Origin of the sequence: Arthrobacter sp. ISL-28 (assembly GCF_018613875.1) — a bacterium.
Classification (GTDB): domain Bacteria; phylum Actinomycetota; class Actinomycetes; order Actinomycetales; family Micrococcaceae; genus Arthrobacter.
Window position 1 is genome coordinate 1 of record NZ_JAGGPJ010000015.1, and the last position, 18,658, is coordinate 18,658.

At 64.5% G+C, this 18,658-nt stretch carries 19 protein-coding genes, 1 tRNA gene and 1 pseudogene; 15 read left to right on the plus strand and 6 right to left on the minus strand.

Annotated elements, in window-relative coordinates; genetic code table 11:
* From J7E80_RS11605 to J7E80_RS11620, 4 genes and pseudogenes are all read right to left on the minus strand, one after another.
* Nucleotides 1-198: pseudogene (locus J7E80_RS11605) on the minus strand (MmgE/PrpD family protein); the annotation flags it as partial.
* Nucleotides 199-239: 41 nt separating this feature from the next.
* On the minus strand, nucleotides 240-881 hold the full coding sequence (locus J7E80_RS11610) for a GntR family transcriptional regulator (protein WP_215051683.1): 642 nt from the start codon (nucleotides 879-881) through the stop codon (nucleotides 240-242).
* A 291-nt stretch (nucleotides 882-1,172) separates the two neighbouring features.
* A complete protein-coding gene (locus J7E80_RS11615; RefSeq protein WP_215051685.1) occupies nucleotides 1,173-1,886 on the minus strand; it encodes a response regulator in 714 nt (237 codons plus the stop codon).
* Entirely contained in the window at nucleotides 1,883-3,532 is a 1,650-nt protein-coding gene (locus tag J7E80_RS11620; protein WP_215051687.1) for a sensor histidine kinase, read from the minus strand. Before J7E80_RS11620 ends, J7E80_RS11615 begins: the two co-directional genes overlap by 4 nt.
* A gap of 138 nt (nucleotides 3,533-3,670) precedes the next feature.
* Here J7E80_RS11620 and J7E80_RS11625 point away from each other — a divergent pair, with 138 nt between their 5' ends.
* From J7E80_RS11625 to J7E80_RS11670, 10 genes are all read left to right on the plus strand, one after another.
* Nucleotides 3,671-5,011, plus strand: a complete 1,341-nt coding sequence (locus J7E80_RS11625) for a cation:dicarboxylate symporter family transporter (RefSeq protein ID WP_215051688.1) — start codon at nucleotides 3,671-3,673, stop codon at nucleotides 5,009-5,011.
* Between the two features lie 239 nt (nucleotides 5,012-5,250).
* Nucleotides 5,251-6,150: a ParA family protein gene (locus J7E80_RS11630; RefSeq protein ID WP_215051690.1), complete on the plus strand. Its 900-nt coding sequence runs from the start codon at nucleotides 5,251-5,253 to the stop codon at nucleotides 6,148-6,150.
* Nucleotides 6,151-6,175: 25 nt separating this feature from the next.
* The gene (locus J7E80_RS11635) at nucleotides 6,176-6,988 is read left to right on the plus strand and encodes a ScpA family protein (RefSeq protein WP_215051692.1); all 813 of its coding nucleotides are present in this window, start codon (nucleotides 6,176-6,178) and stop codon (nucleotides 6,986-6,988) included.
* Nucleotides 6,985-7,647, plus strand: a complete 663-nt coding sequence (locus J7E80_RS11640) for an SMC-Scp complex subunit ScpB (RefSeq protein WP_215051694.1) — start codon at nucleotides 6,985-6,987, stop codon at nucleotides 7,645-7,647. Before J7E80_RS11635 ends, J7E80_RS11640 begins: the two co-directional genes overlap by 4 nt.
* A gap of 106 nt (nucleotides 7,648-7,753) precedes the next feature.
* Nucleotides 7,754-8,983, plus strand: a complete 1,230-nt coding sequence (locus tag J7E80_RS11645; protein ID WP_215051695.1) for a pseudouridine synthase — start codon at nucleotides 7,754-7,756, stop codon at nucleotides 8,981-8,983.
* 3 nt (nucleotides 8,984-8,986) lie between these two features.
* Nucleotides 8,987-10,096 carry a prephenate dehydrogenase gene (locus J7E80_RS11650; protein WP_215051697.1) on the plus strand — a complete coding sequence of 370 codons (1,110 nt, stop codon included), beginning with the start codon at nucleotides 8,987-8,989 and terminating at the stop codon, nucleotides 10,094-10,096.
* Nucleotides 10,096-10,809 carry a (d)CMP kinase gene (gene cmk, locus J7E80_RS11655; RefSeq protein ID WP_215051699.1) on the plus strand — a complete coding sequence of 238 codons (714 nt, stop codon included), beginning with the start codon at nucleotides 10,096-10,098 and terminating at the stop codon, nucleotides 10,807-10,809. Before J7E80_RS11650 ends, cmk begins: the two co-directional genes overlap by 1 nt.
* 43 nt (nucleotides 10,810-10,852) lie before the next feature.
* Entirely contained in the window at nucleotides 10,853-11,536 is a 684-nt protein-coding gene (locus J7E80_RS11660) for a 1-acyl-sn-glycerol-3-phosphate acyltransferase (protein WP_215052139.1), read from the plus strand.
* 10 nt (nucleotides 11,537-11,546) lie between these two features.
* Nucleotides 11,547-13,097, plus strand: coding sequence for a ribosome biogenesis GTPase Der (der, locus tag J7E80_RS11665; protein WP_215051701.1), 1,551 nt, complete (start codon nucleotides 11,547-11,549; stop codon nucleotides 13,095-13,097).
* A 139-nt stretch (nucleotides 13,098-13,236) separates the two neighbouring features.
* A tRNA-Pro gene (locus J7E80_RS11670) sits at nucleotides 13,237-13,313 on the plus strand.
* Between the two features lie 96 nt (nucleotides 13,314-13,409).
* Here the strand turns inward: J7E80_RS11670 and J7E80_RS11675 are convergent.
* Nucleotides 13,410-14,282 (minus strand): Fpg/Nei family DNA glycosylase, encoded by an 873-nt coding sequence (locus tag J7E80_RS11675; RefSeq protein WP_215051702.1) that lies wholly within the window; start codon nucleotides 14,280-14,282, stop codon nucleotides 13,410-13,412.
* A gap of 206 nt (nucleotides 14,283-14,488) precedes the next feature.
* Here J7E80_RS11675 and gcvH point away from each other — a divergent pair, with 206 nt between their 5' ends.
* The 5 genes from gcvH (at nucleotide 14,489) to J7E80_RS11700 (ending at nucleotide 17,577) form a co-directional block, all read left to right on the plus strand.
* Nucleotides 14,489-14,875 (plus strand): glycine cleavage system protein GcvH, encoded by a 387-nt coding sequence (gene gcvH, locus J7E80_RS11680; protein ID WP_215051704.1) that lies wholly within the window; start codon nucleotides 14,489-14,491, stop codon nucleotides 14,873-14,875.
* Between the two features lie 135 nt (nucleotides 14,876-15,010).
* Nucleotides 15,011-15,487, plus strand: coding sequence for an FHA domain-containing protein (locus J7E80_RS11685; protein ID WP_215051706.1), 477 nt, complete (start codon nucleotides 15,011-15,013; stop codon nucleotides 15,485-15,487).
* A 22-nt stretch (nucleotides 15,488-15,509) separates the two neighbouring features.
* Nucleotides 15,510-16,226 carry a MerR family transcriptional regulator gene (locus J7E80_RS11690; protein WP_215051708.1) on the plus strand — a complete coding sequence of 239 codons (717 nt, stop codon included), beginning with the start codon at nucleotides 15,510-15,512 and terminating at the stop codon, nucleotides 16,224-16,226.
* Nucleotides 16,226-16,729 carry a bifunctional nuclease family protein gene (locus J7E80_RS11695; RefSeq protein ID WP_215051710.1) on the plus strand — a complete coding sequence of 168 codons (504 nt, stop codon included), beginning with the start codon at nucleotides 16,226-16,228 and terminating at the stop codon, nucleotides 16,727-16,729. Before J7E80_RS11690 ends, J7E80_RS11695 begins: the two co-directional genes overlap by 1 nt.
* Before the next feature lie 251 nt (nucleotides 16,730-16,980).
* Entirely contained in the window at nucleotides 16,981-17,577 is a 597-nt protein-coding gene (locus tag J7E80_RS11700; protein ID WP_215051712.1) for a MerR family transcriptional regulator, read from the plus strand.
* A 100-nt stretch (nucleotides 17,578-17,677) separates the two neighbouring features.
* On the opposite strand, the gene J7E80_RS11705 is transcribed toward J7E80_RS11700, so the two are convergent.
* The gene (locus J7E80_RS11705) at nucleotides 17,678-18,502 is read right to left on the minus strand and encodes a ParA family protein (RefSeq protein WP_215051713.1); all 825 of its coding nucleotides are present in this window, start codon (nucleotides 18,500-18,502) and stop codon (nucleotides 17,678-17,680) included.
* Nucleotides 18,503-18,658: the final 156 nt, after the last annotated feature.

Consider the following 18,658-nt stretch of genomic DNA (forward strand, 5'->3'; position numbering starts at 1 on the left):
GGCCACGATCGGGGCCCGGTTCAGCGACGCGATGGCGACCGAGGCGTTGTCGATGATGCGGTTGATCACCATTTCGGTGACGTCGTCCGTGACGGCCACCGGGTCGGCTGCCACCACGGCGATCTTGTGGGCCAGCTGGTCCTCGCGGGGCAGGTTTTCCTCGCTCTTGTACACGCGGACGTGGTGTTCCTTAACCATGGGGGCTCCCTTGCTATATATGGACTGCTATGTGTGGACCGTTAATGAGGTGTATGGGTGGCTTTGACGTGGGAAAGACTGCGGTGCAGGTGCACGGTGGTGGCAGCTTCGGCCAGCCGCGGGTTGCGGGCGGCGATGGCTTCGGCGATGGCCGCGTGCTCCGCCGCCGCTGCGGTGAGCCGGGCGGCGTCGTCCGCGGCCAGCCGCCGGACCCGCACGAGATGCACCCGAAGACTCCGCATGGCCTGGGCCAGGTAGGAGTTGGAGATGGCGGCGTCAATCGCCTCATCGAGCCGGCCGACAAGAACGTAGTAGTCATGGCGGGCCGGATCAGCGCCGCTGATCAGGTCCGGCGCTTCGAGCAGCTCCTTCTGGATCTGCAGGAACAGTGCGGCGTCGCCGCGCTCAGCAGCCAGCGCCGCTGCCTTGCACTCGAGTGTTTCGCGGAGTTCGAACAGTTCGTCAATATCCTCAAGCGAAATATCGGTGACGACGACGCCGCGGCCGCCCGCCGCCGTCGTCAGTCCTTCCGCCGTCAGACGGCTCAGCGCCTCCCGCAGCGGCGTCCGCGAGACGCCAAGCCGTTCGGACTGCTCGACTTCGGCGAGGACTGTTCCGGGGAGGAGCCGCCATTCGATGATGTCATCGCGCAGTGCGGCGTAAGCCCTGTCGCTGGCGCGCATGCTGCCTCCCTTAGTTCATCGACTTCCTTCAGTGTATACAAAAATACCGATTCAGCCCAGCATTGGCGAATATTTCCGCCATTTACTCGTTCGATGTATACAGGTGTGGTCCGATGCCGATGCCTTCCCGCTGGCGCAGGAACGCAGGGTGTTCCGGTTGGAGACCGCCGGTGGCAGACGGAAGGGCCCGGCAGCCTGCCGGGACGGCAACATGTGCTGGGACTTCCGCTGCCCGGGGCCAAGGACGCTGGTTGTGCGTGTCAAACTGCTGGTTGAGTGTGGCGAAACCGGTTATGTCCGGGACCAGCGGTATTCGTTTTCCGGCCGTCCCGGCGCACCGTAGCGGGCCGTCCGGGAGACTGTCCCGGCGTCGGCGAGGTACTCGAGATAGCGCCGGGCCGTGACCCGCGACATGCCCAGTGCCGTCATGACTTCGGTGGCCGAGACCGCCCCCTGCTGCTGCTTGATGAAGTCGCGGACGGCGTCGAGGGTGGAGGGGGCCAGGCCCTTCGGCAGCGGCAGCTCCGACGGCGCCCGGAGGCTGGCGAATGCCTGGTCAACATCGCTCTGGGAGGCCCCGGTTTTGGCCGATCCGGTTTCGGGCGTGGCGAGCTGCTCACGGAAATGCCGGTAGCTGTCGAGCTTGTCCGCGAAGGTGGCAAACGTGAATGGCTTGATGAGGTATTGCACCACCCCGATCGAGACGGCACTGCGGACGATGGCGAGTTCACGGACTGCGGTGATCGCGATGATGTCCGCGAAATGGCCTGCCGAGCGCATCCGCCGTGCAATGTCGAGGCCGTGCAGATCCGGCAGGTTCATGTCCAGGAGAACGAGTTCGACCGGACTCCCCGCGGACGCGAATTCGGTGAGCAGCCGAAGCGCCGACTGGCCGTCCGGGGCGGTCCCGGCAAGGGTAAATCCCTCCAGCCGTCCCACATAGGCGGCATGCGCCGCCGAAGCCACCGGTTCGTCCTCGACGACGAGGACTCGGATGTCTGTCACGTGTGCTCCTCCAGGAGGCTGGGCCGGTACGGCGCCGGCAGCACAATGTGGAAGCGTGCCCCGCCGGTGCTGTCGGAATTGGTGATCGTCATCGTACCGGCCATACGCTGGACGGCCTGCTTAACAAGCGCCAGTCCGAGGCCGCGGCCAAAGGGGCCGGCGGCTTTTGTGCTGTAGCCATACCGGAAGACATCGTCGATCGCCTCTGGTTCGATGCCCTTGCCGGAATCCTCGACCGTGATGTCCAGCCCGCCGTCGCCTGATGCGACCCTCAGCTCCACCCGCCTGGGGGCAGGAGCGTCTGCGGCTGCGTCGATTGCGTTGTCCAGCAGGTTCCCGAGGATCGTGACGAGGTCCTGGACGGCGAGGCCGTCGGCACCGGCCTGCCCGGAGGCTTCAATCACAAGTTCCACGCCGCGCTCGTTGGCCTCAGCGGCTTTCCCCATGATGAGCGCGCTGAGCACGGGTTCCTGCACGGAGCTCAACATGTCATCCGTCAGCTGCTGGCTCAGCTCGAGATCCTTGGTGGCGAAGTCGAGGGCCTCGTCGGTCCGGCCGAGCTCGAGGAGCGAAACCATGGTATGGAGCCGATTGGCGTGCTCATGGGTCTGGGCCCGGAGCGCGCCGGACAGCGTGCGCATGGTCTCGAGCTCGCTTCCCAGGGACTCGATTTCTGTACGGTCGCGGATTGTGGCTACCGTTCCGAAAACCGCCGGACGTTGCCGCCCGGAAGAAGAGTGTGGTCCCACAGCCGGACCTTGGTTCACCACGAGGACGCCGGAGTCCGTCAGATGGATTTCATCGTGGGCCGTCCGGCCCGACTCGAAGAGGTTTTTCAGGCTGGGAGCCAGCGGGAGGTCCGCGATGAATGGAGCGTCCGACCTGTCGCTGTCCGAGTCCCGCGGCGCGAGCCCCAGCAGTTCAGCCGCCTGGTCGTTGTGCATCACCACTCTTCCCTTGGTATCGATCAGGATGACGCCTTCCCTGACTGAGTGGAGCACGGATTCGTAGTACGCAAAGAGCTGGGCGAGCTGTTCAGGCCCCCAGCCACGGGTCACCCGGCGGAGGTAGCGTCCGAGGAGCCAGGATGCGAGCGAGCCGCTCACGAGCAGTCCGCCTGAGATGGCCAAAAGGGCGGGGATCCTGCCGCTCACCGCGACGTCGACTGTCCTGACCGTGACGCCGGCAGCAACCAGGGCCTTCACCGAACCGCGGGCGTCCTTGACCGGTGCGATGGTGCGGACGGACGGGCCCAGGGTGCCGGCGGTGATCTCCGTGAAGACCTTCCCCTCCAACGCATCGGTGATCGAGCCGATGTAGGGGCGGCCAAGCTCCTCACTGCGGGGATGGGTCCACCGCGTCCTGTCCGGCGCCATGATGGTGATGAAATCGGCGCCGGCGTCTTCCATCACCTTCAGGGCATAGGGCTGGAGCCGGGCCGAGGGATCAGGGGAAGCGGCTGCCTGGAGCACTAAGGGGTTGTCCGCAACGGAGACAGCCACCGCGGCCATCCTCCGGCCCGCCTCAGCATAGGTGCGGTCACGGGCATCCACGAAGACCGCCGTCCCCACGAGCGCGGTGAGCGCCAGCACGAACAGCAGGTTAGCCACGAACAGCCGCCTGGCAATGCTCCAACGGTGGATCACAACACCTCCTATGACCAATATGAACGCAACAGTGAGCCAAGTCACTCCATGCCCAATGATGGAAATCACAAAGGACCGACGCGAAGAGCTCAGAGACTGTGCGAAGCGTCTTCCAGATTATCCATAAGGAGACACATCATGGCTTCTCAACGAGGAGAGTCGGCTGCGCCGGCCAAGGCCGCGCGCAAAGGGCTGGACAAATCCCACTACCTTTACATGGCCGTCATCGCCGCCGTTATTCTGGGCGCCCTCGTGGGGCTGCTCTTCCCGGAGGTAGGAAAATCCCTGAAGCCCCTGGGTGACGGGTTCATCAAGCTCATCAAAATGATGATCGCTCCGATCATCTTCTGCACCATCGTCCTGGGCATTGGCTCCATCGCCAAGGCCGCAACAGTGGGCAAGGTCGGCGGTTTGGCCCTGGGCTACTTCGTGCTGATGTCCACGTTCGCTCTGGCGATCGGCCTCGTCGTCGGCAACCTCATCCACCCGGGTGAAGGGCTGAAGCTCGCGCCGTACGACCCCAACAAGAAGGCGGCCACCGACAGCACCGTTGACTTCCTCCTGGGTATCATCCCCAGCGACGTTCCGGTGCTTCCCACCCTTCTCGCCGCCATCCTCATCGGCTTCGCCCTCCAGAAGATGGGCCAGCAGGGCGCTCCGATCCTCAAGGCCATCGGCTACGGCCAGGCACTGGTCTTCCGCATCCTCGTCATGATCATGTGGCTCGCCCCGGTCGGTGCCTTCGGCGCCATCGCCGCAGTAGTGGGTGCGACCGGTTTCCAGGCCATCGTGAGCATGTTCACCCTGATGCTTGCCTTCTACATCACTTGCGCGCTGTTCATCGTGGTCATCCTCGGCGGCCTGCTGCAGGTTGTCACCGGCGTGAACATCTTCAAGCTGATGCGGTACCTGGCCCGGGAATACCTCCTGATTTTCTCGACCTCGTCATCCGAAGCCGCCCTCCCGCGGCTCATCGCCAAGATGGAGCACCTGGGTGTCTCCAAGCCCGTGGTCGGCGTCACCGTCCCCACCGGCTACTCCTTCAACCTCGACGGTACGGCCATCTACCTGACAATGGCGTCGCTCTTCGTAGCCAATGCCATGGGGACGCCGCTGGACCTTGGTGCGCAGATCTCCCTGCTGCTCTTCATGATCATCGCTTCCAAGGGTGCAGCCGGCGTTACTGGTGCAGGCCTCGCCACGCTGGCAGCCGGTCTGCAGGCCCACAAGCCCGAGCTCCTCGGCGGCGTTGGCATGATCGTCGGCATCGACCGCTTCATGTCCGAGGCCCGCGCCCTGACCAACTTCACCGGCAACGCAGTGGCAACCCTGCTGATCGGCACCTGGGTCAAGGAGATCGACGGCGAGCAGGTCACCCGCGTGCTGTCCGGCGAGGAACCGTTCGATGAGACGACCATGATTCCCCATCACCACGGTGTGGAGGAATCGCCCGAGAAGATCGTCCCGGCACACGCCTAGTCTCACAACAGATCCGGACCGGCGCCGGAAAACCGCCCGCACAGGCAATCCTGTGCGGGCGGTTTTCATTTCCCTCGACAGCAACCTTCGACTTAAGGTACAAGGTCAAGGCTCAAGCGCCATCAAAAGTCAAGTTCCACAGAATGCCGTGTCGGGCGCTGTAGCCTTGGGTGGAAGAAGCATGGGCGCTGTATATGCAGCGGCAAAAAATCACCGTCATCGAAAGTGTGGATAGATACGTGAGCAGCGAACAGGGTTCAGCAACTCTGGAAGGCACGGAACTCGACCTGGAAGACGCCGTCATGGGTCCCACAGGACGTCCCCACCGCGAATTTCCGGAGCCCGCGCCGCTGTCCTCCCATGGGCCCGCGCGCGTGATTGCCATGGTCAACCAGAAGGGCGGGGTGGGTAAAACTACCTCCACCATCAACCTCGCAGCCGCGCTGGCAGAGTACGGCCGCCGCGTGCTGCTGGTGGACTTCGACCCCCAGGGCGCGCTGTCCGCTGGGCTCGGCGTCAACCCGCATGAATTGGACCTCACCGTGTACAACGTCCTGATGGACCGCAAGGTAGACATCCGCGAGGCCATCCACAAGACCGGCGTCGAGAATGTTGACCTGCTGCCGGCCAACATTGACCTTTCCGCCGCGGAGGTCCAGCTGGTCAACGAGGTTGCCCGCGAGCAGGTTCTGGACCGCGCGCTGAAAAAGGTCGAGGACGACTACGACATCGTCCTGATCGACTGCCAGCCCTCGCTTGGCCTACTGACTGTCAATGCCTTGACGGCAGCCCATGGCGTGATCATTCCGCTGATTTGCGAGTTCTTTGCGTTGCGTGCCGTGGCTCTGCTGGTAGAAACCATCGACAAGGTCCAGGACCGCCTCAACCCGAGGCTGCAGGTGGATGGCGTGCTGGCGACCATGTACGACGCCCGCACGCTGCACAGCCGCGAGGTCATCACCCGTCTGGTGGAGGCCTTCGGGGACAAGGTCTTTGAAACCGTCATCAAGCGCTCCATCAAGTTCGCCGATGCCACCGTCGCCGCGGAACCCATTACGAGCTACGCCGGCAATCACATCGGCGCCGACGCTTACCGCCGACTGGCGAAAGAGCTGATTTCGCGCGGCGGCGCTCCGTAAACAGACTGTGGATGAAGCCTCGGCCGTGGCCGCACAAAAGCCGGGTTTTGAGGTGCGGCTGGCAAACTTCACCGGCCCCTTTGACCTCCTGCTCGGCCTGATCTCCAAGCACCAGCTGGACATCACCGAGGTGGCACTCGCCACGGTGACGGATGAGTTCATCAAGTACATCCGGAACCTGCAGAAACTGGGCGAGGACTGGGCCCTCGATGAAGCCAGCGAATTCCTTGTCATCGCGGCCACCCTCCTGGATCTCAAGGCCGCGCGCCTGCTCCCGGCCGGCGAAGTCGAGAATGACGACGACATTGCGCTGCTGGAGGCCCGGGATCTGCTTTTTGCCCGGCTGCTGCAGTACAAGGCGTTCAAACAGGTTGCTGTACTGATGGACGCCACGCTGGAACTCGAGTCCCGGCGGTATCCGCGGCAGGTGGCGCTGGAGGAGCACTTTGCGGCCATGCTACCGGAGCTCATCTGGAAGCACACTCCCCAGCAGTTCGCCGCCCTGGCCGACACCGCCCTGAAACCCAAGGCCCCGAAGCCCACGGAAGTGGGGGTTGCACACTTGCACGCCAGCCCCGTGAGCGTCAAGGAACAGGCGGAGCTGATCGGGCTGCGCCTGCAGCAGGGCAGGCCGCTGTCTTTCCGGGCACTGATTGCCGATGCCGAATCCACGCTTGTCGTGGTTGCGCGTTTCCTGGCCCTGCTGGAACTTTTCCGGGACCAGGTGGTGGCTTTCAGCCAGCTGGCACCGCTCGGTGACCTGACCGTCCGATGGACGGCGCCGGGCGCGGAGTGGAGCAGCGACCACCTGAGCGAAGAATATGAGGAGCAACCGTGAAAAATGCGCAGTCGGAACCGTCGCCCGATGCCGGCACTGACGTAGCCGGGCTCCCGGGGGGCGCCCGCGCTGCCCTCGAGGCCGTGTTGATGGTGCTGGACCAGCCTGCTTCAGCCACGGACCTGGCAGCCGGGCTGAATCTGACCGTGGACGTCGTGGAGCAGCTGCTGCTGGAACTGCAGCGCGAGTATGACGGCTATACTGTTAAAGCCCCGGATATGGAAATTGCCAGTGACGCTGGCTTCACGTCCAGCCCCCGGGGCTTTGAATTGCGGAATGTTGCCGGTGGCTGGCGCATCTACTCACGGGCCGAATTTGCCGAGATCGTCGGTGCTTTCGTCCTTGAGGGTCAGACAGCCAGGCTGACGCAGGCGGCGCTAGAAACGCTCGCCGTGATCGCCTACAGGCAGCCCGTTTCCAGGGCCAGGGTGTCTGCAATTCGAGGAGTTAACGTTGACTCTGTCGTGCGGACGCTGACCCAGCGCGGGCTGATCGAGGAGTCCGGAACGGATCCGGAATCGGGTGCGGTCCTGTACCGCACGACGTCGTATTTCCTGGAACGCATGGGAATCGGCTCGGTGGCTGAGTTGCCTCAGATTTCACCGCACCTTCCGGGGCTTGAAGGAATCGACGAGTTCTACGATGCCGGAAGAATGTAGGCAACCGTGCCTGCATCACAGTATTTACCAGGGCAGATTTAATCTGCACGGCTGGCTAGTGTTGTCCTTGGACAACCGTGCCGGTCAACATAACGAAGGACGGGTCATGACACAGGCGGGACGCCAGAGTTCACCACGTAACAGTTCAGGACGTAAAGGTCCGGAACGCGATCAACCGCGCGGCGCAGGGCAGGGCGGCCGTGCAGGCCAGCGCGGCGCTGGCTACGGTTCAGGGCAGCGCGACTTTTCCAAGGGCGGCGACCGGCCCTACGGTGATCGTCCGCATAAGGCGCCGAAGCCGCGCGAGGAGCGCTTCGTCGATCCGGACGAAGTGCCCGCCGGCCAGACGGCCAGGCCCGCCGCAGGGGATTGGAAATCAGGAGCCAAGCCGTCGGCCCGCAAGCCCGGAGCCCGCAAGCCCGGTGCAGGAAAAGCCGCCGGCACGCCCGGAGCGCTGAAGCCCAAGCCCCGGGCAGGCGCGCCCAAGACCGCCGGTTCGCGAGCCTTCGGCAGCGAACGCTTCGGGCAGAACCTCGGTCCGGTCCGCAGGCCCTCCCGTAAGCGCGGCCCCCGCGGCGACGTTCCGCAGTCGGAAGTCCACGACGCCGACGGCGTCCGCCTGCAGAAGGTCATGGCCTCCGCAGGCGTCGCGTCGCGCCGCGTCTGTGAGGAGATGATTGCCGAAGGCCGGGTGGAGGTCGACGGCAAGGTCGTCACCGAGCTTGGCGTCCGCGTCGACCCCAAGACCGCCGTGATCCACGTGGACGGTCTCCGCATCCAACTGGATGACACCCTCGTCTACATGGTGTTCAACAAGCCCAAGGGCGTTGTGTCCACCATGGAGGACCCGGACGGCCGCCCGTGCATCAGCGACTTTGTCCGCAAATCCCACCAGGGCGAGCGCCTCTTCCACGTCGGACGGCTCGATGTCGCCACCGAGGGCCTGCTGCTGCTGACGAACGACGGCGAACTGGCCAACCGCCTGACCCACCCTTCCTATGAGGTGCCCAAGACGTACCTGGTCCAGGTACGAGGTCCTTTCCCACAGGGCGTCGGCGCACAGCTGAAGGCCGGCGTCGAGCTGGAAGACGGCATCGCGTCCGTGGACTCCTTCCGCCTCGTTGACTCCACTCCGGGACATGTGCTGATCGAAGTGGTGCTCCACTCGGGGAAGAACCGGATTGTGCGCCGGCTTTTCGACGCCGTCGGGTTCCCCGTGCAGCGCCTCGTGCGTGTCAAGGTCGGCCCCATCGGGCTGGGCGACCAGCGTCAGGGGAGCATCCGCAACCTTGGCAAGCAGGAAGTCGGCCACCTGCTGGCATCCGTAGGACTGTAGGGCATGTCGGCATTCCGTACTCACGGCCGCGGGCACCTGAACGGCCCGGTCGTTGTTGTCGGCACGGGCCTGCTCGGTACAAGCATCGGCCTGGGCCTTCGCGGCCGCGGCGTGGCCGTCTACCTGTCTGATCCGTCTCCCACCAACCAGGCCGTTGCCGTGGATATCGGCGCCGGGCTTCCCCTCGCCGCGCTGGGCGCGGAGCAGCCTGAACTGGTGGTCGTGGCATCTCCTCCGGACGTGACGGCGGACGTCGTGGAACGTGCGCTATCCGACTACCCGGAGAGCACAGTGGTGGACATCGCGAGCGTCAAAGCGGGCATCCAGGACGAGCTCCGCCGCCGCGGAGCGGACCTGGGACGCTATGTGGGCACGCATCCGATGGCCGGCCGCGAAAAGTCGGGGCCGGTTGCTGCACGCGGCGAGCTTTTCACGTCCATGCCCTGGGTCGTTTGCCCCTCCGCGGAAACGTCGGCAGCGGCGCTGCAGGCAGCCCGGGCCCTGGCCGTTGACCTCGGCGCCCTGGTGTCGCAGTTCACGGCGGAGGAACACGACGAAGCGGTGGCATTGGTATCCCACTTGCCACAGGTAATGTCCTCGCTGCTGGCCAGCAGGCTGCAGGGCACCCCGCTGCATGCGCTGTCCCTTGCGGGCAACGGACTGCGCGATACGACCCGGATTGCTGCCAGCGACCCCACCCTCTGGGTACAGATTCTGGGGGCAAATGCGGAGAAGGTCGTGGAGATCCTGCACGGTGTCAGGGAAGACCTGAACCGGCTGATCGGCACACTCGAAGACCCGGCCGCACCCGGTGCCCGCCTGGACCTTGCCCAGCTGATGAGCGAGGGCAACGCCGGCCAGTCACGCATTCCGGGAAAGCACGGAGGGCCGCCGCAGGCGTATTCCTGGCTCACTGTGCTGGTGGATGACAAGCCTGGGCAGATCGCCCGCCTGCTGACGGAGATCGGCGAGATCGGCGTCAACGTGGAAGACCTGCGGCTGGACCACTCGTCCGGGCAGAACGTCGGCATGGTGGAACTGTCCGTCCTGCCGAACAGACATGATCTCCTCATCGAAGCCCTTAACGACCGTGGATGGCGGGTACTGCAGTGATGACACAGGAAGCTACGGACACGCTGCCTGCGCTCCGACTGGGCAAGCCACTCGTGGTGGCCATCGACGGGCCTTCGGGTTCAGGCAAGTCCAGCGTCAGCAAGGAAGTGGCCCGTCGCCTGAACCTCGCGTACCTGGACACCGGGGCCATGTACCGTGCCCTGACCTGGTTCTGCCTTGACCGGGGCACCGACCTCACTGACGCCTCTGCCGTTGAGCTGGCAGCCGAAGATCTGCCGCTCGAGATCAGCACCACGCCGCATGAGGAGTACGTGCGGGTGGACGGCACTGACGTCACCGAAGCCATCCGGGAGCCGGAGATCTCCTCGGCGGTCAGCGCGGTGGCCACGACGCTCGGGGCGCGGACGGAACTCATCCGCCGCCAGCGCGCTCTGATCGAAAAGCACCACCGCCGCATGGTGGTGGAGGGCAGGGACATCACCACCGTCGTCGTGCCTGGCGCCGAAGTACGGATGCTGCTGACGGCGAGCGAAGAAGCCCGGCTCCGCCGGCGGGGAATCCAGCTGGGCGGCACGCAAAGTGCCGAGCAGCTCGCCGCCCAGGTGACCCAAAGGGACGCCAAGGATTCGACCGTCGTTAACTTCACCCAGGCCGCCGACGGCGTGGTGACCCTCGATTCCTCCGATCTGGACTTTGAGGAGACGGTGGCGGCGGCACTGCGGATCGTCACCAAGGTCATCAACCATGAGTGACGCCACTGGCCTTCCGGGCAGCGGTGTCCCGGCGCGCTGGACCATGGGCTGGAGCCGCCCGGTGGGCTGGCTGCTGGACCACCTGGTCTACCGGACCTCCGTCACCGGCCGCTCCAACGTCCCGACCCAGGGCCCGGTGATTTTCGCCGGCAACCACATCAGCTTCCTGGATGGCCCGGTGATGTTCGGAGCCTCACCCCGTCCAATGCACATCCTGGTTAAACAGGAGATGTTCAGGGGATTCCTCGGACGGGTCCTGCGGGCGTCCGGCCAGCTTCCCGTGGACCGTTCCGGCGACCGGGTCGCACTGCAGCTCAGCAAGGCAGTGCTCGACGCCGGTCGCTGTGTCGGGATCCTGCCGGAAGGCACGCGGGGGAGCGGAAAGGCTGCCGGCATCAGCAACGGCGTCGCCTGGCTCGCGCTGAACTCGAAAGCAACGGTGGTCCCCGTGGCCATCCTGGGGACGCGCCAAGGCGGCGAGCACCTGGACAGCATTCCCCGCCCAGGCCGAAGGCTCCACGTCAGCTTCGGCGAGGCGATCAGCATCAGCCGGAATCCCGGCGAGACCGGGCGTGCTTCAATGGACAGGGCGGGAATGGAAATCCGCGCCGCGCTGGCGAAGCATGTCCAGGACACCATTCAAACAAGCGGGCAGGCCTTGCCCGACGCGGATTTCCCGCAAGAACGTTCCACCGCAGTAGCCGGGTCGCCGGCAGATCACCACTAAGGAAAGTGCAATGAGCGATACGACTCAAACTTCCGGCCGCTCCGGCGCCGGCGAAGACGAATACACGCCCACCGGCACCGACCAGGTGGCTGAGCATCTTGCCGCCCTGGACGATGACGAGGCGGAGCTCCGCGCGGCCTCGCTCCGGGCCGGGCTGGACGACTACGAACTCGACGAGGAAGACGCCGCCCTTCTCAGCGGCCACTACGATGACGAGGACCTGCAGGGTCCGGTCAAGCTGGACCCCGTCCTGGCCATCATCGGACGCCCGAACGTGGGGAAGTCCACGCTCGTCAACCGCATCCTTGGCCGCCGCGAGGCAGTCGTGGAGGACACCCCCGGGGTGACGCGCGACCGCGTCATGTACTCCGCTCACTGGAACGGACGCAACTTCACGGTTGTGGACACTGGCGGGTGGGAACACGATGCCCGCGGCATCCACGCCCGCGTGGCCGAGCAGGCAGAAATGGCCGTGGAGCTCGCAGACGCGGTGCTGTTCGTGGTCGACTCCGCCGTTGGTGCCACCGCCACGGACGAAGGCGTCATGAAGATGCTGCGCAAGAGCAAGAAGCCGGTCATCATGGTGGCCAACAAGGTGGATGACTTCGCACAGGAGGCCGACTCCGCCACCCTGTGGGGCCTCGGATTCGGCGAGCCGTACCCCGTTTCGGCCCTCCACGGCCGGGGCGTTGCCGATCTCCTGGACCACGTCATGGACACGCTGCCGGAATACTCCACGATCGAGGGACTCGAACGCTCCGGCGGCCCGCGCCGCGTCGCACTGATCGGTCGGCCCAATGTGGGCAAGTCATCCCTTCTGAACAAGCTCGCCGGTTCCGAGCGCGTGGTGGTGGACAACACCGCCGGCACCACCCGTGACCCGGTGGATGAATTCATCGAACTCGGCGGCCGGACCTGGCGTTTCGTCGACACCGCCGGCATCCGCCGGCGGCAGCACATGGCACAGGGCGCCGACTTCTATGCCTCCCTGCGCACGCAAAGCGCTCTCGAAAAGGCGGAGGTCGCCGTCGTTCTTCTTGCCGTTGACGAGGTGCTGAGCGAGCAGGATGTCCGCATCCTCCAGCTGGCCATCGAGTCCGGCCGTGCGCTGGTGCTCGCGTTCAACAAGTGGGACCTGCTGGACGATGAACGCCGCCGCTACCTGGAACGGGAAATCGAGCAGGATCTGGCCCACGTCGAGTGGGCTCCCCGTGTCAACATCTCGGCCAAGACCGGCTGGCACAAGGACCGCCTCGTGCCCGCACTGGATCTGGCCCTCGAAAACTGGGACAAGCGCATTCCGACCGGACGGCTCAATGCCTTCCTTGGCGAACTCGTGGCCGCCCACCCGCACCCGGTCCGCGGCGGCAAGCAGCCGCGCATCCTGTTCGGCACCCAGGCATCCAGCCGTCCGCCGAAGTTCGTCCTCTTCACCACGGGATTCCTGGATCCGGGCTACCGCAGGTTCATCACCCGCCGACTTCGCGAAACGTTCGGCTTCGAAGGTACGCCTATCGAGGTCAACATGCGTGTCCGCGAAAAGCGGGGCAAGAAGCGTTAATTAGGACACACCATGCCCGTGGCGGCAGAAAATGTCACGGGCACCCTCCGGAATCGTGTAAGCTTTTGGAGGTGGTTCGGCCGGACTGCTTAGGTGAAATTCTTCTGGACCTCACTGAAGCGGAGAACGGCGGAACTGACGGGCTGTAGCGCAGCTTGGTAGCGCACTTGACTGGGGGTCAAGGGGTCGCAGGTTCAAATCCTGTCAGCCCGACCAAAAGAAAAACCCCGCCAATCCTTTATGGATTGGCGGGGTTTTTTGCTTCCCGGGGGAGCCTTTTCCGTGGAGCGAGGGCCAGCAGTTCCGGGCACGTTATTTGAGGAAGCGGGACGTCCGGCGGTCGGCCAGGACCTTGCCCTTGGTCTGGCAGGTGGGGCAGTACTGGAGTGCTGTGTCCGCGAAGGACACTTCGCGGACGGTATCCCCACAGACCGGACACGGCTCCCCGGCCCGGCCGTGAACGCTCATGCCGCCCCGCTTCGTATCCTTGAGATCTCCCGGCGCCTTTCCCCTGGCCTCCCGCACTGCTGTTCCCAGCACATTGTGGATGGCCTCGTACAGGGTCCGGATGCTGTCCTTGTCCAAGGTGTTGGCCATGGCGAAAGGGGAGATTTTTGCCGCATGGAGGATCTCGTCGCTGTATGCGTTGCCGATCCCGGCCATCACGCTCTGGCTTCGCAGCACGCCTTTAATCTGGTGCGGATTGGCGGCCAGGATCTCCGCGAACTCTCCGAGGCTGAACCCGGACTCCAGCGGATCCGGCCCCAGGGCAGCAATTCCCGGCACATCCTGAGGATCCGCAACCACGTAGACGGCAAGGCTCTTCTTGCTGCCCGCTTCAGTAAGGTCGACGCCGATGCGAAGTCCGTCCCTGCCGGTGAAGCCCAGCCGCGCGGCGATGGGGCCCTTGCCCGGGCGCAGCGGAGCCTCCGACGGGGACTCGGTGTACCGCAGCCAGCCGGCGCGGGCGAGGTGGAAGACGAAGTGCAGGCCGTCGGCATCAATGCTGACGAATTTGCCGAAGCGCCGCACCCCGTGCACGGTGCGGCCTTCGAGGGCGGTGTAGGGCGGATCAGCCGTCTTGAGCACGGCCACGGAAAGGACCTGGAGCTTCGTCAGCACGGTGCCCTCAAGGTGCTCGCCGAGAAAGGTGCTCAGACCGGCCACTTCGGGTAGTTCTGGCATGCCCCCACTGTGGCACAACAGCGCACGCGTGTCAGGAGTTTAGATTCCAGCGGTCGTTCCGGACCCCCGCGGAGGCGATATCTGTTCCGGCACGCCTCAAGCCCGGGCGCCCGTCTGCCGATGGATGGTTATGCCTATACTTTCAGCGGTGGCTTGTTCCTTACGCCTCCGTTGACATTGGTGATTGACCCGATGAAAGGCCCCTGATGAGCAACATTCCCTCTGATCTTTCCTACACCGCCGAACATGAGTGGGTTTCCGCGCCAAACGCCGACGGTGTGGTCCGGGTCGGGATCACCGACTTCGCCCAGGATGCCCTCGGGGACGTCGTCTACGCACAGATGCCGGAAGTCGGAACTACCGTCAAAGCCAACGACGTCGTGGGCGAAGTCGAGTCCACCAAGAGCGTCAGCGATATATACGCCCCGGTGTCCGGCGAAATAGTGGCCCGGAATGAAGCCCTTGACACTGATTCGGCCCTCATCAACTCCGATCCCTACGGTGACGGCTGGCTCATCGAGGTCAAGCTTGCAGAACCTGACGCAGTGGACTCCCTGCTCAGTGCATCGGAGTACGAACAACAGGTAGGCTAAAGCTAACCGTTCTCGCAGACCGGGCCATTGGCATACAGTGGCCCGGCCGGCGGGCGGCAAACCGGATCTGCCAGGCATTTCCGGACGGTATGCGTTGATTGCAGGGGGACATCTGCAACGAAGGAGGAGGAATCCATGGTTGGCGGCGGACAGAACCACACCAGCGGTGATTACGGCACGGGCGTGGGCAGGGCTTCGGAGACAACCTCGATCAACCTCACTCCAGTTCACGATGAGCCGACCATCGTGCCCAAGCTTTCACCGGAGGAGAGGGCTGCCGTAGAAGCGCTGCCCGCCGGTTCAGCACTGCTGGTCGCCCACAGCGGGCCCAACTCGGGTGCCCGTTTCCTGCTTGACTCCGACATCACCACCGCCGGGCGGCACCCCGATGCAGACATCTTCCTCGACGACGTCACTGTCTCACGCCGCCACGTCGAATTCCGCCGCACTGCCCGCAGCTTTGAAGTGGTGGACACCGGCAGCCTTAACGGCACGTACGTCAATCATGACCGTGTGGACAGCGTCGAACTGAAGTCCGGAAACGAAGTCCAGATCGGCAAATTCCGACTCACCTTCTACCTGAGCCCTGCCCGCGCAGCAGGACGCGTCTGATTCGGAGCGGCTGCCTGTGGCAATGGCACAACCGGAGCGCCGTGGACCCCTGGTCCTGAACATCGGGGAGGTCCTCGCTCAGTTGAGCGACGATTTCCCGAGCATGACGGCGTCGAAAATCAGGTTCCTTGAGGAAAAGGGACTCATCAATCCTCGGCGCACACCGGCAGGCTACCGGCAATACTCCGACAGTGATGTCGAGCGCCTGCGCTTTGTCCTGTCCCTTCAGCGGGACCAATACCTTCCGCTGAAGGTCATTAAGGACTACCTCGATGCCATCGACCGCGGTGAGCGCCCGGAGAATCTTCCGCCCGGCGTAACAGTCTCGCCGCGGATCGTCTCAGATGAGCTCGCGGCTGAACTGCAGAACAAAGCCCGCAAGCTCAGCGAGGAACAGTTGCGGGCGGAGTCCGGGGCAAGCGTGCCGCTGCTGCAGTCCCTGCTGAGCTTCGGGCTTATCGGCCACACGAATGGCACGTTTGATGAACACGCCCTGCACGTGGCGCGTGCGTGCGTCCAGCTGGAAGGCCACGGACTGGAACCCCGGCACCTGCGCCCCTTCCAGGCGGCGGCGGAGCGTGAGTTCGGACTTGTGGAACGGGCGGTTGCCACTCTGACGTCGCGCAAGGACGCCGCCTCGCAGGCGCGGGCCGCAGAGGCGGCCCGTGAAATCAGCGACCTGTGCCTGACGCTGCACCGGGCTCTGGTCCAGGACCGTATTTCACGGATGGAGATCTGATGATCGAAGTCGAGATTGTGGGCGTCCGGATCGAGCTGCCCTCCAACCAGCCATTGGTGCTGCTCCGGGAGATGCACGGGGAGCGGCATGTGCCGATCTGGATCGGCACGCCGGAAGCCAGCGCGATCGCCTTGGCGCAGCAGGGCGTGGTGCCGCCGCGGCCCATGACGCACGACCTTCTAGTGGACGTCGTGGAGACACTCGGACACTCCGTGGTCAGCGTCAACATCGTGGCGGTGGAGGACAACATTTTCTATGGGCAGCTCCAGTTTGAAAATGGCGCCACGGTCAGCTCGAGGGCGTCGGATGCCCTGGCCATAGCCCTGCGGGCGAAATGCCGGATCTGGTGCGCTGATTCCGTCATGGACGAGGCTGGTGTGCGCATCACCGAACACGATGAGGGGGAGGACACTGAGCCCGCTCCTCCCGTGGACGAAGAACGCGAATTGCGCAGGTTCCGTGAATTCCTGGACGACGTAGAACCCGAAGATTTCGATGGCTAAGGTCACGTTAAGGTTAAAGTTGAGGATGAAAGTTCCGACACGCCCCCTCAATGACTCCAACATCTTTGACCTTGGACCGCGGCAGGCCTAACGTCGAAGGTACCAAGTTCCCATTGCATACGACAGCCGCGCAAGTCACACTGGAAAGTGCTACTCCGGCCAAATTACACGCGTGAATTTCATGCTGATCTTCATGATGTAGGGCTGTTGCGGCAACTTCCCCAGGGGAACTCATGACAAGGAGGATCCACGTGAGTCCGAAAGGCGAAGCAGGCGAGCTGAAGCAGCCCTCAACGGCCGGCGTAGCTGTGCCTGCAAGCGGTGCTCAGGGCCTTCTCTTCACCGAGGACCTCCCAGTCCTTGACGAGGACGCCGGCTACCGTGGCCCCACAGCCTGCAAAGCGGCAGGCATAACTTACCGGCAACTGGACTACTGGGCCCGGACTGGCCTGGTTGAACCCGCAGTCCGCGGCGCTGCCGGCTCGGGATCGCAGCGGCTGTACGGCTTCCGCGACATCCTGGTGCTCAAGGTCGTCAAGCGGCTGCTGGACACCGGCGTTTCGCTCCAGCAGATCCGCTCCGCGGTGGAGCACCTGCGTGAGCGCGGCGTCGAGGACCTGGCGCAGATCACGTTGATGAGCGATGGCGCGAGTGTCTACGAATGTACTTCAGCTGACGAAGTCATCGACCTTGTCCAGGGCGGACAGGGTGTGTTTGGAATCGCCGTTGGCCGCGTGTGGCGCGAGGTGGAGGGCAGCCTCGCCTCCCTGCCCAGCGAGCACGCCAGCGACCAGACCTTCCCCGATGACGAACTGAGCAAGCGCCGGGCAGCCCGCAAGACCGGCTAGCAGCCCGTTCCGGCGCTCCAACGCAGGGCGCTCGAGAGCAGCAAAGCGAAGGCCGCCTCCCCGACGGGGAAGGCGGCCTTCGCTTTGCTGCGTTGCTTCTCTAGCGGCTGCTGCGGCTGCGGCCGCCCGCCCTGCCAGCCGACATCAGATTGCCCAAGAGGGTGTCGAACAGCCCGGCCGCGGACTTGGCGGAATCGCCAGGCCAATGGTGGATGGCATGCGCAGCGCCCTGGATCTGCTGCCAGTTCGCCTGTTCCGGAATATGGGGGGTCAGGAGGAGATCGCCGAACATCGACTGCATCTCGGCCAGGCGGAACGCATGTTCGGAGGACCCGGACCGCACACGGTTTGCGACAATGCCGGCCGGGGAGAGGCTGGGGGCGAATTCCTGACGGAACAGCTGGATGGCTCGCATGGTGCGCTCCGTCCCTGCAACGGAAAACAGGCCGGGCTCGGCGACGAGGGCCACCTTGGTGCTCGCGGACCAGGCCATGCGGGTCAGACCGTTCAGGGAGGGCGGGCAGTCCACCAGAACCAGCTCGTATTTGTCTGCTCCCGTGAGGACGGCGGACAACCGGCGGAGGTCCCTTTTGCCCAGATCGGGGCGGTCATATATTCCCGTGTAGGCCGATCCGACAGCCACATCCAGGACCGCCGGGCCGGAGCCGTTGCTTTCCGCCCGCTGCGTCCAGCCGCTCGCAACAACGTTTTCGGGAAGCCGGGCTTTACGGGGGTTCTTGAGCATCCGGGCGATGTCCAGCGTGTCGCTCGGCTGCACTCCCAATGCGGTACTGGCGTCGGCGTGCGGATCCAGGTCCACCACGAGCGTTGGAATGCCGGCGGCCAGGGCCGCAGACGCCAGTCCGGTTGTCACCGATGTCTTACCGACACCGCCTTTGAGGCTGCTGATGCTGACTACTTGCACTTGAAAAACCAATACCTAACGCCGGTTGCCGTGTTGGGGGTAGTTTCCGTTCCGGCACTGCCGGAACCGGCGACAGGCTTCCGCCGCCCCATTCATCATATGTGGACCCGGCGCCTAAACCCTTCTCATCCGGCCCGGCATGGCTCACCGACGCAC

Bases quoted from the DNA above. Each gene is read 5' to 3' on its own strand.
- gcvH (WP_215051704.1), top strand. From the start codon at position 14,489: ATGAGCAACATTCCCTCTGATCTTTCCTACACCGCCGAACATGAGTGG.
- J7E80_RS11690 (WP_215051708.1), top strand. From the start codon at position 15,510: ATGGCACAACCGGAGCGCCGTGGACCCCTGGTCCTGAACATCGGGGAG.
- J7E80_RS11685 (WP_215051706.1), top strand. From the start codon at position 15,011: ATGGTTGGCGGCGGACAGAACCACACCAGCGGTGATTACGGCACGGGC.
- J7E80_RS11660 (WP_215052139.1), top strand. From the start codon at position 10,853: ATGGGCTGGAGCCGCCCGGTGGGCTGGCTGCTGGACCACCTGGTCTAC.
- J7E80_RS11650 (WP_215051697.1), top strand. From the start codon at position 8,987: ATGTCGGCATTCCGTACTCACGGCCGCGGGCACCTGAACGGCCCGGTC.
- J7E80_RS11645 (WP_215051695.1), top strand. From the start codon at position 7,754: ATGACACAGGCGGGACGCCAGAGTTCACCACGTAACAGTTCAGGACGT.
- J7E80_RS11695 (WP_215051710.1), top strand. From the start codon at position 16,226: ATGATCGAAGTCGAGATTGTGGGCGTCCGGATCGAGCTGCCCTCCAAC.
- cmk (WP_215051699.1), top strand. From the start codon at position 10,096: ATGACACAGGAAGCTACGGACACGCTGCCTGCGCTCCGACTGGGCAAG.
- der (WP_215051701.1), top strand. From the start codon at position 11,547: ATGAGCGATACGACTCAAACTTCCGGCCGCTCCGGCGCCGGCGAAGAC.
- J7E80_RS11610 (WP_215051683.1), bottom strand. From the start codon at position 881: ATGCGCGCCAGCGACAGGGCTTACGCCGCACTGCGCGATGACATCATC.
- J7E80_RS11675 (WP_215051702.1), bottom strand. From the start codon at position 14,282: ATGCCAGAACTACCCGAAGTGGCCGGTCTGAGCACCTTTCTCGGCGAG.
- J7E80_RS11625 (WP_215051688.1), top strand. From the start codon at position 3,671: ATGGCTTCTCAACGAGGAGAGTCGGCTGCGCCGGCCAAGGCCGCGCGC.